This is a genomic window from Pseudomonas alvandae (assembly GCF_019141525.1).
In the GTDB taxonomy this organism is placed as follows: Bacteria; Pseudomonadota; Gammaproteobacteria; order Pseudomonadales; family Pseudomonadaceae; genus Aquipseudomonas; species Aquipseudomonas alvandae.
Window position 1 is genome coordinate 1,090,316 of the sequence record NZ_CP077080.1, and the last position, 12,330, is coordinate 1,102,645.

Annotated in this window: 13 protein-coding genes; 8 read left to right on the top strand and 5 right to left on the bottom strand. The window is 62.0% G+C overall.

Annotated elements, in window-relative coordinates:
* Positions 1-74: 74 nt before the first annotated feature.
* Complete coding sequence (locus KSS97_RS04765; protein ID WP_181287489.1) at positions 75-1,601, top strand: CoA-acylating methylmalonate-semialdehyde dehydrogenase; 1,527 nt, start codon at positions 75-77, stop codon at positions 1,599-1,601.
* A 10-nt stretch (positions 1,602-1,611) separates the two neighbouring features.
* Complete coding sequence (mmsB, locus tag KSS97_RS04770; protein WP_030139719.1) at positions 1,612-2,499, top strand: 3-hydroxyisobutyrate dehydrogenase; 888 nt, start codon at positions 1,612-1,614, stop codon at positions 2,497-2,499.
* Positions 2,500-2,691: 192 nt separating this feature from the next.
* On the opposite strand, the gene KSS97_RS04775 is transcribed toward mmsB, so the two are convergent.
* Both KSS97_RS04775 and KSS97_RS04780 read right to left on the bottom strand, forming a co-directional pair.
* A complete protein-coding gene (locus KSS97_RS04775) occupies positions 2,692-3,036 on the bottom strand; it encodes a cupin domain-containing protein (protein WP_003177747.1) in 345 nt (114 codons plus the stop codon).
* A gap of 99 nt (positions 3,037-3,135) precedes the next feature.
* Positions 3,136-4,017, bottom strand: a complete 882-nt coding sequence (locus tag KSS97_RS04780) for a LysR substrate-binding domain-containing protein (RefSeq protein ID WP_202334978.1) — start codon at positions 4,015-4,017, stop codon at positions 3,136-3,138.
* 207 nt (positions 4,018-4,224) lie between these two features.
* Here KSS97_RS04780 and KSS97_RS04785 point away from each other — a divergent pair, with 207 nt between their 5' ends.
* Entirely contained in the window at positions 4,225-4,989 is a 765-nt protein-coding gene (locus KSS97_RS04785; RefSeq protein WP_217861209.1) for a sulfite exporter TauE/SafE family protein, read from the top strand.
* Here the strand turns inward: KSS97_RS04785 and KSS97_RS04790 are convergent.
* Complete coding sequence (locus KSS97_RS04790; RefSeq protein ID WP_217861210.1) at positions 4,979-5,293, bottom strand: putative quinol monooxygenase; 315 nt, start codon at positions 5,291-5,293, stop codon at positions 4,979-4,981. The genes KSS97_RS04785 and KSS97_RS04790 overlap by 11 nt on opposite strands.
* 198 nt (positions 5,294-5,491) lie before the next feature.
* On the opposite strand from KSS97_RS04790, the gene mdaB reads away from it, so the two are divergent.
* The 3 genes from mdaB (at position 5,492) to KSS97_RS04805 (ending at position 8,164) form a co-directional block, all read left to right on the top strand.
* The gene (mdaB, locus tag KSS97_RS04795) at positions 5,492-6,082 is read left to right on the top strand and encodes an NADPH:quinone oxidoreductase MdaB (RefSeq protein WP_030139723.1); all 591 of its coding nucleotides are present in this window, start codon (positions 5,492-5,494) and stop codon (positions 6,080-6,082) included.
* A gap of 174 nt (positions 6,083-6,256) precedes the next feature.
* The gene (locus KSS97_RS04800) at positions 6,257-7,168 is read left to right on the top strand and encodes a LysR family transcriptional regulator (protein WP_217861211.1); all 912 of its coding nucleotides are present in this window, start codon (positions 6,257-6,259) and stop codon (positions 7,166-7,168) included.
* A 102-nt stretch (positions 7,169-7,270) separates the two neighbouring features.
* Positions 7,271-8,164, top strand: a complete 894-nt coding sequence (locus KSS97_RS04805) for an NAD-dependent epimerase/dehydratase family protein (RefSeq protein WP_217861212.1) — start codon at positions 7,271-7,273, stop codon at positions 8,162-8,164.
* 152 nt (positions 8,165-8,316) lie between these two features.
* Here KSS97_RS04805 and KSS97_RS04810 read toward each other — a convergent pair whose 3' ends face one another.
* Complete coding sequence (locus KSS97_RS04810; RefSeq protein WP_217861213.1) at positions 8,317-9,762, bottom strand: SulP family inorganic anion transporter; 1,446 nt, start codon at positions 9,760-9,762, stop codon at positions 8,317-8,319.
* A complete protein-coding gene (locus KSS97_RS04815; protein WP_217861214.1) occupies positions 9,759-10,100 on the bottom strand; it encodes a hypothetical protein in 342 nt (113 codons plus the stop codon). The genes KSS97_RS04810 and KSS97_RS04815 overlap by 4 nt, the downstream gene beginning before the upstream one ends.
* On the opposite strand from KSS97_RS04815, the gene KSS97_RS04820 reads away from it, so the two are divergent.
* Together KSS97_RS04820 and KSS97_RS04825 are read left to right on the top strand one after the other, a co-directional pair.
* Positions 10,099-11,448, top strand: a complete 1,350-nt coding sequence (locus KSS97_RS04820; RefSeq protein ID WP_217861215.1) for a GntT/GntP/DsdX family permease — start codon at positions 10,099-10,101, stop codon at positions 11,446-11,448. The genes KSS97_RS04815 and KSS97_RS04820 overlap by 2 nt on opposite strands.
* A gap of 21 nt (positions 11,449-11,469) precedes the next feature.
* Positions 11,470-12,330, top strand: coding sequence for a MurR/RpiR family transcriptional regulator (locus KSS97_RS04825; RefSeq protein ID WP_198797651.1), 861 nt, complete (start codon positions 11,470-11,472; stop codon positions 12,328-12,330).

A 12,330-nucleotide genomic window follows, 5' to 3' on the forward strand; every position in this document is an offset into this window, starting at 1 on the left:
ATCACCAAGGTGTCCGTTCACCTTGGCCGTTGCTGAACCAGTGCTCTCTTATAAGAACAATCCCGGAGGCCAGCATGAACGTTTCCCTTACGCCCAGCGACACTGCCCTGCAAACCGTCAGACTGTTGATCGATGGCGAGTGGGTTGAATCCCAATCCAACGAATGGCATGACATCGTCAACCCGGCCACCCAGCAGGTATTGGCGAAGGTTCCGTTCGCCACGGCCTCGGAAGTCGATGCCGCCATCGCCGCCGCCCAGCGTGCTTTCCAGACCTGGAAACTGACGCCCATCGGTGCGCGGATGCGCATCATGCTCAAGCTCCAGGCATTGATTCGCGAGCATTCCAAGCGCATCGCCGCGGTGCTCAGTGCCGAACAGGGCAAGACCATCGCCGACGCCGAGGGCGATATTTTCCGTGGCCTGGAAGTGGTCGAGCATGCCTGTTCCATCGGCACCCTGCAGATGGGCGAGTTTGCCGAAAACGTCGCCGGGGGCGTGGATACCTACACGCTGCGCCAGCCGATCGGGGTGTGCGCGGGCATCACGCCGTTCAACTTCCCGGCGATGATTCCGCTGTGGATGTTCCCGATGGCTATCGCCTGCGGCAACACCTTTGTGCTCAAGCCGTCGGAGCAGGATCCGCTGTCGACCATGCTCCTGGTAGAACTGGCCATCGAGGCCGGCGTGCCGGCGGGTGTCCTCAACGTGGTGCACGGCGGCAAGGATGTGGTGGATGCGCTCTGCACCCACAAGGACATCAAGGCCGTTTCCTTTGTCGGTTCGACGGCGGTCGGTACCCATGTTTATGACTTGGCAGGCCGCCACGGCAAGCGCGTGCAATCGATGATGGGTGCCAAGAACCACGCGGTGGTGTTGCCTGATGCCAATCGTGAGCAGACCCTCAACGCCTTGGTCGGTGCGGGTTTCGGCGCGGCGGGGCAACGTTGCATGGCCACCTCCGTGGTGGTGATGGTGGGCGCAGCCAAGCAATGGTTGCCGGAGCTCAAGGCCCTGGCACAGAAACTCAAGGTCAACGCCGGCAGCGAGCCTGGCACGGACGTTGGGCCGGTGATTTCCAAGCGGGCCAAGGCGCGAATCCTTGAGTTGATCGAAAGTGGCGTGCAGCAAGGTGCGAAGCTGGAACTCGATGGCCGTGGCATCAGCGTGCCGGGCTTCGAGCAGGGCAATTTTGTCGGCCCGACCCTGTTTTCCGGCGTGACGACTGATATGCGCATCTACACCGAAGAGATCTTCGGCCCGGTGCTGGTGGTGCTGGAAGTCGACACCCTCGACCAGGCCATCGCCTTGGTCAACGCCAACCCATTCGGCAACGGCACCGGCCTGTTCACCCAGAGCGGTGCGGCGGCGCGCAAATTCCAGAGCGAAATCGACGTCGGGCAGGTGGGTATCAACATTCCGATCCCGGTGCCGGTACCGTTCTTCAGTTTCACCGGTTCCCGTGGTTCGAAACTCGGCGACCTCGGCCCTTACGGCAAACAAGTGGTGCAGTTCTACACTCAGACCAAGACCGTGACCGCGCGCTGGTTCGACGACGACAGCGTCAATGACGGTGTGAACACCACCATCAATCTGCGTTGAGGAGCCGGACATGAACATTGCATTTATCGGCCTGGGCAACATGGGCGCACCCATGGCGCGCAACCTGCTCAAGGCCGGCCATTCGCTGAACCTGTTCGACTTGAACCAGGCGGTGCTGGCTGAACTGGCGGCGTTGGGCGGCACCATCAGCGCCTCGCCCCGCGACGCGGCCCAGGGCGCGGCGCTGGTGATTACCATGTTGCCCGCCGCTGCCCATGTGCGCAGCGTCTGGCTGGGCGAGGACGGTGTGCTTGCCGGCATCGCCGCCGGTACGCCGGCTGTGGATTGCAGCACCATCGACCCCCAGACCGCCCGCGACGTCGCGGCTGCCGCGGCGAAGCAAGGGGTGGCGATGGCCGATGCGCCTGTTTCGGGCGGTACCGGCGGCGCGGCGGCGGGCACGCTGACCTTCATGGTTGGCGCTACGGACGAGCTGTTCGCCACCCTGCAACCGGTGCTGGCGCAAATGGGCCGCAACATCGTGCACTGCGGCGAAGTCGGCACCGGGCAGATCGCCAAGATTTGCAACAACCTGCTGCTGGGGATTTCCATGGTTGGTGTCAGTGAGGCCATGGCCTTGGGCGATGCCTTGGGGATCGACACCCAGGTGCTGGCCGGCATCATCAATAGTTCAACCGGGCGATGCTGGAGCTCTGATACCTACAACCCTTGGCCCGGCGTGATCGAAACGGCGCCGGCATCCCGTGGCTATACCGGCGGTTTCGGCGCGGACTTGATGCTCAAGGACCTGGGCCTCGCCACCGAAGCGGCGCGTCAGGCTCGTCAGCCGGTGATATTAGGGGCGGTGGCGCAGCAGCTGTATCAGGCGATGAGCCAGCGGGGCGAGGGTGGCCAGGACTTCTCGGCAATTGTGAACAGCTATCGCAAGCCGCAGTAAACCTGTGATATCGAGAGGCTTTTGTGGCGAGGGAGCTTGCTCCCGCTGGGCTGCGTAGCAGCCCTGTTTGTTGGCGGTTGCTGCGCAACCGAGCGGGAGCAAGCTCCCTCGCCACAGGGCAGTGCTGAAGCGGTGACGCTTCCACGGTTGTTTTCCGAGAGACCATGTCGGGTGGTCTCTCGGTTTTTTGTCTCAGGCAAACACGAAATATTTGCGCACGGTCTCGACCACTTCCCAAGTACCTTTCATGCCCGGCTCGACGACGAAGATGTCACCGGCCCGCAGATGGATCGGTGCCATGCCGTCCGGGGTGATCACGCAGTAGCCTTCCTGGAAATGGCAGTATTCCCACTTCACGTAATCCACACGCCATTTGCCGGGCGTGCAGATCCAGGTACCCATGATCTTGCTGCCGTCCTCGCTGGTGTAGGCGTTGAGGTTGACGGTATGCGGATCGCCTTCAAGCTTTTCCCATTTGCAGGCGTCGAGTACGGGCAGCGGATGGGTGTCGCGCAGGACGGTGATGGGTGCGGTCATGTGAGCTCCGGAAAAGGGGCAAGAAAGAACCTGCACCCTAGCGCGGAGCAAGAGTAGGCAGATGCCTGTGCTCGACACCGGGCTGTCCAGAAGCGCGCATCAATCAGCCAGATGCCGAGCCAGGGTCTTGGCATAGGCAGGCAAAGCTTCGAAGTTGCGGGCGCAGAGCAGCAACGCCCGGTGGGCCCATGCCTCTTGCAGCGGGACACAGTGATACCCAGGCTCGGGCGGGCGCCGGTCGATGGCCGCCTTCGGCACGATGGCGATGCCCGCACCGTGCGCAACCATGCGAATCACCCCGTCGAAACCGTCGGCGCGAATGCGGATCTGCATGCGTGAGCCGATGTGCAGGGCCTGTTCTTCCAGGTGGATCGCCAGGGCACTGGAGGCGTTCAGGCCGACATAGTCGTGCCCGAAGGTCTCGCTGAAACGCACGGCTCGGTTGTCAGCCAGTGGGTGTCCGGCCGGTAGGATCAATACCAGCGGGTCGTCGCGAAAAGGCCAGGCCTGTAGGCCATCGGTGTCAACGGCGTCGGAAATAATCCCGAGATCCGCCGCGCCTTGGCGCAGGGCATGGGTGATGCGTGAACTGGGCAGTTCCTGCAAGTCGATATCCAGGTTCGGATGGGTCTTGAGAAAATCGGCCAGCGGTTCCGGCAGGTACTCGGTCATGGCGCTGGTGTTGCACAGCAGTCGCACCCGGCCCTTGACGCCTCTGGCGTATTCGGCCAAGTCTTGTTGCAGATGTTCGGTGTGCTGCAAAAGGATTCGGGCATGCTGGGCCAGGGCTTTGCCGGCCGGTGTCGGGGTCACGCCACGTCGCCCGCGTTCGAGCAAATCGATGCCCAGGGACGCCTCCATGGTGCGGACTCGAGCGCTTGCCGCGGCCAGGGACAAATGGCTGCGGGCTGCACCGGCGGTGATATTGCCGGCGTCGAGGATATTCAGGTAGAGGCGCAGGTCGGTGAGGTCGAAGTGCATGAGGGCCTGTCTCAAGTTTTACGGTGTTTGGTATGCCGTCTTCGCGAGCAGGCTCGCTCCCACAAGGAATTGCGTTTCAACTGTGGGATCGAGCCTGCTCGCGAAGGCGCCAGGAGCGTCAACAGAGTCTCAGCCTCTTGCTGAAAGAGAGGCACCCTCAGTGTATGACACATTTCCAAACCAACGCCCCGGGCGCACGATAACCCCATGGACACCCTCATCGCGTTCTACCAAAACCTCGGCCCGGCCCTTTCCCTTCTGGTCATCGGTACCTTCCTGCTGGCCGGCACGATCAAGGGCGTGATCGGCCTCGGCCTGCCGACGATCGCCATGGGCTTGCTCGGGTTGGCTATGGCTCCGACGCAGGCTGCGGCGTTGCTGATCATTCCGGCGACCCTGACCAACGTCTGGCAATTGGCGTTGGGCGGGCATTTACGGGGGCTTGTCCTGCGCCTGTGGCCGTTGCTGCTGGCGATTTTCATTGGCACCGGATTCGGTACGCTGTGGATCGGCATGGTGGGCGGGGCCTGGGCAATAAGGGGACTGGGCGCCGCGCTGATGGTGTACGCATTGAGCGGATTGTTTTTACCGACGTTGCGGGTCGGTGCCGTGCAGGAAGGCTGGCTTGCTCCGCTTTGCGGGTTGCTCACCGGTGTGATCACCTCAGCCACCGGCGTGTTCGTCATTCCGGCGGTGCCGTATCTCCAGGCGTTGGGCTTGAACAGAGATGAGCTGGTACAAGCCCTGGGCCTGTCATTCACCGTTTCAACACTGGCCTTGGCGGCCGGTCTGTTGTGGCGAGGCGCCTTGGGCGGCGGCGAGTTGAGTGCATCGCTGCTGGCGCTGATACCGGCGTTGCTGGGAATGTGGCTCGGGCAATGGCTGCGCCAGCGGATCAGCGCCGTGCTGTTCAAACGGGTATTTTTCATTGGCCTCGGTGTGCTCGGCGGCCATCTGCTGGTCAGCGGTTAGCCGAGGACCGGCTGAGCATGTCGACGCGACGAGTCTCGAAATCGCGCTCCAGGTAATCCATGCGCTGTTCGAAAAACTGCTTCATGTGCGGCAGGTTCGAATGCACGTCCAGATCAGCCTGGGACGCCCAGATTTCGTAGAAGATGAACAGCGTCGGGTCCTGCTGGTCCCGCAGCATGTGGTATTCAATGCAGCCGGGTTCGGCGCGACTGGGTTCGACGTAGGCGCGGAACAACGCTTCGAAGGCTTCGGCTTTTTCCGGGCGGGTCTTGGCGTGCAGGATGAAACCGTGCAAATCACTCATCAGGGTAGGCTCCTGGACTGAAAGTGCGGAGGATTCTAAGGCAACAATCAGGCGCTTATTCGTGCGTCTTGATCAAAACAGTTTTGTCGTTGCGGTGCTTATTCCGCGCGCAGCTCATCGGTACCCTGCCGCCATCATTTTTAATCTTCCCCTTGGCGACGCCCCAGCGGCCACGCCTTGGAACCGATGAGGCTCCCGATGAAAAAAGTCCTGCTGCTCAATGGCGGTAAACAGTTCGCCCATTCCGACGGTCGCTATAACGCGACCCTTCACGACACCGCACTGAGCGTCCTGGACCGTGGCGGTCTTGATGTGAAAACCACTTTCATTGACGGTGGCTACGACATCAAGGAAGAGGTCGCCAAGTTCCTCTGGGCCGACGTCATCATCTACCAGATGCCCGGCTGGTGGATGGGGGCCCCGTGGACCGTGAAAAAATACATCGACGAAGTCTTCACTGAAGGCCATGGCAGCCTCTATGCCAGCGACGGCCGCACTCGCTCCGATGCGTCGCAAAAATACGGCAGCGGTGGTTTGGTGCAGGGCAAGCAATACATGTTGTCGCTGACCTGGAACGCCCCGCAGCAAGCGTTCGATGACCCGACGGATTTCTTCGAAGCCAAGGGCGTGGACGCCGTGTATTTTCCCTTCCACAAGGCCAACCAGTTCCTCGGCATGACCGGCCTGCCAACGTTCCTGTGCGTGGACGTGATGAAGCGCCCGAACATCGAGGAAGATGTGGCGCGGTATGAGCGGCATTTGGCCGAGGTGTTCGGCCTTTCGCGGTAATCCGTTAGTATCAGGGTTCACCTGAAACGAAGGTGTAACCGTGGCGAGGGAGCTTGCTCCCGCTGAGGTGCGAAGCGCCTCCCAAAAGCGGTCGCTCCGCGCCCAGCGGGAGCAAGCTCCCTCGCCACAAAAGCATCCTTCACATTGGGTGTGCATTCCACCGAGAGGATGTCTGTGAAAGCCAGATCCGACGAGTTGCAGATTTTCGTCTGCGTGATCGAATGCGGGTCGATCTCCGCCGCCGCCGAGCAGGTCGGGCAAACGCCTTCGGCGGTCAGTCGCACCTTGTCGCGGCTGGAAGCCAAGCTCGACACCACGTTGATCAACCGCACCACACGGCGCATGGACCTGACCGAAGAGGGAAAGTATTTCTTCGAGCAGGCCAAGGGCATTCTTGACCAGATGGACGCGCTGGAAGAGCGCTTGTCGTCCCGCCAGAAGAACCCAGCCGGGCGCTTGCGGATCAACGCCGCATCGCCTTTCATGCTCCACGCCATCGTTCCTCACATCGACGAGTTCCGCACGCTCTACCCGGACATCCAGTTGGAGCTCAACAGCAACGACTTGATCATCGATCTGCTCGAACAGAGCACCGACGTCGCCATCCGCATCGGCACCCTCACGGACTCGACGCTTCACGCCCGCTCGCTGGGTTGCAGCCCGTTGCACATCCTCGCCAGTCCGACTTACTTGAAAGCGCATGGCACGCCCGCGAGCGTCGCTGAACTGGCGGAACATTCGCTGTTGGGGTTTGCCCTGAACGATGGCCTCAATCAATGGCCGCTGCGCCACACCCATGGCGACCGCTGGCCGATCCAGCCGGCCATCAGCGCGTCCAGTGGCGAAACCGTACGGCACCTGGCGCTGCAAGGGCAGGGCATTGCCTGCCTGTCGGATTTCATGACCCGTGATGACATTCGTGCCGGTCGGCTCAAGGTGTTGCTGGTCGATTCCAATAGCGGCTATCGCCAGCCGATCAATGCGGTGTACTACCGCAACTCCCAATTGGCCTTGCGGATCCAGTGTTTCCTGGACTTCATTCAAGGCAAGCTCGCCGAATACGCTTCACGAGATTTCAAAGGCTGATTCGTGACTTCAAGGCAAGAGTGATTTGGGCAATGTGGGCTGTTTCGGCAAGGAATGGCCCTCGATACTCGTCCCATCACTTAGCTTGCCAAGGAGTTATCCATGAACGTATTCGTCACCGGGGCTGCCGGTTTTATCGGCGGTTCCATTGCCACTGGCCTCGTGCGGGCCGGGCATCACGTCACCGGCCTGGTGCGCAGTGTCGAGCAAGCCAACGAGTTGACCGCGTTGGGCATCACGCCGGTCATTGGCACCCTTGAAGACAGCGCAATGCTGGCCGAGCAGGCCCGTGCCGCCGACGCGGTGATCAATGCCGCCAGCAGCGACCATCATGGTGCGGCCGAGGCGTTGGTCGAAGCCCTCAAGGGATCGAACAAGGTTCTGCTGCACACCAGCGGTTCGAGCATTGTCGGCGATGCCTCGGGCGGTCGCGCCAGCGATGACATCTACCACGAAGACAACCTGCCACAACCCACCGCCGACAAGGCTGCACGTGTCGCCATCGACAATCTGATCCTTGAAGCGGCCAAGCACGGGGTGAACTCGGCGGTCATCTGCAACACCTTGATCTACGGCCACAGCCTGGGTGTCAAGCGTGACAGCGTGCAACTGCCGCGCCTGCTCAAGCAGGCCCGTAAGAGTGGCGTGGTGCGGCATGTCGGGCATGGGCAGAACATCTGGTCCAACGTGCACATCGAGGATGTGGTCGAGCTGTACACGTTGGCGCTCACCCGTAACCGGCCCGGCACGTTCTACTTCGTTGAAAGCGGCGAAGCGTCGTTTATCGAGATGACCACCGCGATGGCCCGGGCGCTGAATCTCGATGCGCCACAGGGTTGGCCGCTGGCGGAGGCCGAGGCCGAGTGGGGGTATGAAATGGCCAACTATGGGCTGGGCTCCAACAGTCGTGTGCGCGGCACGAATGCCCGTGAATTGCTCGGCTGGACGCCGAAGCGGACGTCGGTGGTGGCGTGGATTCTTGATGAGATGGTGTGAGTCACACCGGAACTGGAGAGATCCACAGTAAAACATGAGACCTGTGGGAGCGGGCTTGCTCGCGAAAGCGGTGTATCAGGCAGCATTTTCGCCGATTGAAACACCGAATTCGCGAGCAAGCCCGCTCCCACAGGTTTTTGTTGGGTGTAGCTTTAGTCGTGCTGCACACCCGCGCGCTTGAGCATTCGCTTGCACCGCTCGGACAGGTGGAACACGCGCAGATGTTTGCCGGCCTTGCTGTAGCGCTCGCGCAGGGTCATCAGCGCGGCGACGGCGGAGTAGTCGACGAAGCGCAAGTGACGGCAATCGACCGTTACCAGGGCTGGGTCGCTGGTTGGGTCGAACTGGTTGAGGAACTGGGTTGTCGAGGCGAAGAACAACGTGCCGTGCAAGTGATAAAGCTTGCTGCCGTCCGCTTCCAGGTGCGCATCGGCGTACAGTTCGCGGGCTTGTTGCCAGGCGAAATTGAGCGCCGCGATGATGATCCCGCAAAGCACTGCGATGGCCAGGTCGGTGAATACCGTAATGATCGTCACTGCAACGATGACCAGCACATCGTTCGCCGGTACTTTGTTGACCACCCGCAGCGAGGCCCAGGCGAAGGTCTGTTGCGACACGACGAACATCACGCCCACCAGCGCCGCCAGCGGAATGCGCTCGATCAGCGGCGACAGGAACAACACGAACAGCAACACCATCACCCCGGCCACCACACCTGACAACCGCCCGCGTCCGCCTGAACTGAGGTTGATCATCGTCTGGCCGATCATCGCGCAACCGCCCATGCCGCCCAGCATCCCGGAGGCCATGTTGGCCGCACCCAGCGCCACGCACTCACGATCGGGATAGCCGCGACTCTCGGTAATTTCGTCGGTCAGGTTCAGGGTCAGCAGGGTTTCCAGCAAACCGACCATCGCCATGATCACTGCATAGGGCGCGACGATTTGCAGGGTTTCCAGGTTCCAGGGAATGTCCGGCAGGGCGAAAACTGGCAAGCCGCCAGCGATGTGCGCCATGTCGCCCAGCGTCCGGGTCGGCAGGCCAAGCAGATAGACCGCCAGGCCGACGCCGAGGATTGCCACCAGGGCCGGCGGCACACTGCGGGTCAGGCGCGGCAGCAGGTAGACGATGGCCATGGTCAGCGCCACCAGGCCCGCCATCAGGTACAGCGGGGCGCCGCTCAGCCAGGCGCCGTCACGCTTGAAATGCTCCAGCTGCGCCAGCGCAATCACGATGGCCAAGCCATTGACGAAGCCGAGCATCACCGGGTGCGGCACCATGCGCACCAGCTTGCCCAGCCGCAACAGCCCGAACGCCATCATGATCAGTCCGCCCAGCAGCACGGTCGCCAACAGGTATTGCACACCGTGCTGGACCACCAGCGCGACGATCACCACCGCCATCGACCCCGCCGCGCCCGACACCATCCCGGGCCGACCGCCGAACAACGCAGTCAGCGTGCAAATGATGAATGCGCCGTACAGCCCCATCAGCGGGTTGAGGTGGGCCACCAGGGCGAAGGCGATGCATTCGGGGAGCAAGGCGAAAGAGGTGGTGAGGCCGGCGAGGGCGTCGGCGCGAAGACGTGCTGGTTTCATGGTTTACCTGACTGGGCGCCGACGGAGAGTCGGCTGCCGGGGAAGCGGTGTAAAAACAGGTGCGGATGGTACGGAATTGAGTGCGGGGCGGCCAGCCGTTGGTCGATTGGGTTGATGAACTTGGGTCTGCTGCGCAGCCCAGCGGGAGCAAGCTCCCTCGCCACAAGAACGATGAAAGTCTTGCGCTGGATTTTCATCAGCGCCATGTCGCGATGTCCGTCAGCGACATCTTTTGTCTGTGCGCGAAAATTACTTTCAGTCGGTTTGAAAAATCCAGGTCGAAATGATTTATGAGTTTCACAACACATCGACGTCACCCCATTCGAGGAGTCACGCATGGCACCTGCTTTCGGATATTGGCTACTGGTCTACGCGGCCATCGCCATCATTGCGCTGATCGTCCTGATCGCGCGCTACCGGCTCAATCCGTTCATCGTGATTACCCTGGTGTCCATTGGCCTGGCGCTGCTGGCCGGGATGCCGCCCTCGGGTGTGGTGGGCGCTTACGAGGCAGGTGTCGGCAAGACCCTGGGACACATCGCGCTGGTGGTGGCCTTGGGCACGATGCTCGGCAAGATGATGGCCGAGTCCGGCGGGGCGGAGCGAATGGCGCAGACGTTGATCGAACGCTTCGGCGAGCGCAACGCCCACTGGGCAATGGTGTGCATTGCCTTCCTGGTTGGGCTGCCACTGTTCTTCGAAGTCGGTTTCGTGCTGCTGGTGCCTATCGCGTTCACCATCGCCCGGCACGTGGGCGTGTCGATCCTGATGGTGGGGCTGCCGATGGTCGCCGGGCTATCGGTGGTCCATGCCCTGGTGCCGCCGCATCCGGCGGCGATGCTGGCGGTGCAGGCGTTCCAGGCCTCGGTGGGGCAGACCTTGCTGTACGCGATCCTGATCGGTATTCCCACTGCGATCATCGCCGGCCCGCTGTACGCCAAATTCATCGTGCCGCGCATCCAGCTGCCCGCTGAGAACCCGCTGGAACGGCAATTTCTCGACCGCGAGCCACGGGCCAATCTGCCAGGCTTCGGCATAACCCTGGGGACGATCCTGCTGCCGGTGATACTCATGCTGATCGGCGGCTGGGCCAACCTGATCTCCACACCGGGCAGCGCGTTCAACCAGTTCCTGCTGTTCATCGGCAACTCGGTGATCGCTTTGTTGCTGGCGACCATCCTCAGCTTCTGGACTCTCGGCCTGGCCCAGGGCTTCAATCGCGAATCGATCCTCAAGTTCACCAATGAATGCCTGGCGCCGACCGCCAGCATCACCTTGCTGGTCGGCGCCGGTGGCGGCTTGAACCGGATTTTGGTGGACGCCGGGGTGACCCAGCAAATCGTCGGCCTGGCTCAGGAATTCCAACTGTCACCGCTGGTCATGGGCTGGTTGTTCGCCGCGTTGATGCGCGTTGCCACCGGTTCGGCCACGGTAGCGATGACCACCGCCTCGGGCATCGTCGCGCCTGTGGCGATTGGCCTGGGTTATCCCCATCCCGAGTTGCTGGTGCTGGCGACCGGGGCCGGGTCGGTTATCTTTTCCCACGTCAACGACGGCGGCTTCTGGCTGATCAAGGAATACTTCAATATGACCGTCGCGCAAACCTTCAAGACCTGGACCGTGCTTGAAACGCTGATCTCAGTGGTCGCATTCGCCTTGACGCTCGGGCTTGCGCGTGTGCTTTGACCGACATTGCAAGGAACCGTCATGGACATCCTCTACCAGATCCGCTCCCGCCAGGATTCCTTCAGCGCCGGCGAAGGAAGAATCGCCCGGCTGATGCTCGACGACGTAGGCTTTGCCGCCTCCGCCAGCCTGGAAGAGTTGGCCCTGCGCGCCGAAGTCAGCAGCGCCACGCTGTCGCGCTTTGCCCGCACCGTCGGCTGTCGCGACCTGCGGGACCTGCGCCTGCAACTGGCCCAGGCCAGCGGTGTCGGCAGCCGTTTTCTCGACCCGACCGGTGCGCCGGAACAGTCGGCTTTTTATGGTCAGATCGTCGGCGATATCGAGTCGACGTTGCGCCAGCATCTGTCGGGCTTCGAAGAGTCGCGATTCGGCGATGCCGTGCGGATGATCGGCAAGGCACGGATGATCCACGCATTCGGCCTCGGTGGCTGGTCGGCGCTGTGCGGCGAGGAGTTGCAAGTGCGGCTGGTGCGTTTTGGCTACCCGATCGCCGCCTGCCGCGACCCGGTGATGATGCGCATCACCGCCACCTCGTTGAGCGACCAACATCTGGTCATCGCCTGTTCCCTGACCGGCATCACGCCGGAGCTATTGAGTGCTGTTGAACTGGCCCGCAGCTACGGCACCCCGATCCTGGCCATCACCCGCGCCGACTCGCCACTGGCCCAACTGGCAGATTGTGTGCTGCCCCTGCAAGGCGCCGAAACCCCTTTTATCTACAAACCCACGGCCGCGCGCTACGGCATGTTGCTGGCCATCGACGTGCTCGCCACCGAGCTGGCGCTGGCTCATCCCGAAGACAATCAAGAGCGCCTGCGGCGGGTCAAACTCGCACTGGACGATTACCGTGGCGGCGACGATCACCTGCCGCTGGGAGACTGA

What these genes read in the sequence shown, in the direction of transcription:
- KSS97_RS04780 (WP_202334978.1), bottom strand. Translation starts at nt 4,017, where the DNA reads ATGCACTTCGACCTCACCGACCTGCGCCTCTACCTGAATATCCTCGAC.
- mmsB (WP_030139719.1), top strand. Translation starts at nt 1,612, where the DNA reads ATGAACATTGCATTTATCGGCCTGGGCAACATGGGCGCACCCATGGCG.
- KSS97_RS04785 (WP_217861209.1), top strand. Translation starts at nt 4,225, where the DNA reads ATGGACACCCTCATCGCGTTCTACCAAAACCTCGGCCCGGCCCTTTCC.
- KSS97_RS04820 (WP_217861215.1), top strand. Translation starts at nt 10,099, where the DNA reads ATGGCACCTGCTTTCGGATATTGGCTACTGGTCTACGCGGCCATCGCC.
- KSS97_RS04815 (WP_217861214.1), bottom strand. Translation starts at nt 10,100, where the DNA reads ATGCGTGACTCCTCGAATGGGGTGACGTCGATGTGTTGTGAAACTCAT.
- KSS97_RS04825 (WP_198797651.1), top strand. Translation starts at nt 11,470, where the DNA reads ATGGACATCCTCTACCAGATCCGCTCCCGCCAGGATTCCTTCAGCGCC.
- mdaB (WP_030139723.1), top strand. Translation starts at nt 5,492, where the DNA reads ATGAAAAAAGTCCTGCTGCTCAATGGCGGTAAACAGTTCGCCCATTCC.
- KSS97_RS04790 (WP_217861210.1), bottom strand. Translation starts at nt 5,293, where the DNA reads ATGAGTGATTTGCACGGTTTCATCCTGCACGCCAAGACCCGCCCGGAA.
- KSS97_RS04775 (WP_003177747.1), bottom strand. Translation starts at nt 3,036, where the DNA reads ATGACCGCACCCATCACCGTCCTGCGCGACACCCATCCGCTGCCCGTA.
- KSS97_RS04805 (WP_217861212.1), top strand. Translation starts at nt 7,271, where the DNA reads ATGAACGTATTCGTCACCGGGGCTGCCGGTTTTATCGGCGGTTCCATT.
- KSS97_RS04810 (WP_217861213.1), bottom strand. Translation starts at nt 9,762, where the DNA reads ATGAAACCAGCACGTCTTCGCGCCGACGCCCTCGCCGGCCTCACCACC.
- KSS97_RS04765 (WP_181287489.1), top strand. Translation starts at nt 75, where the DNA reads ATGAACGTTTCCCTTACGCCCAGCGACACTGCCCTGCAAACCGTCAGA.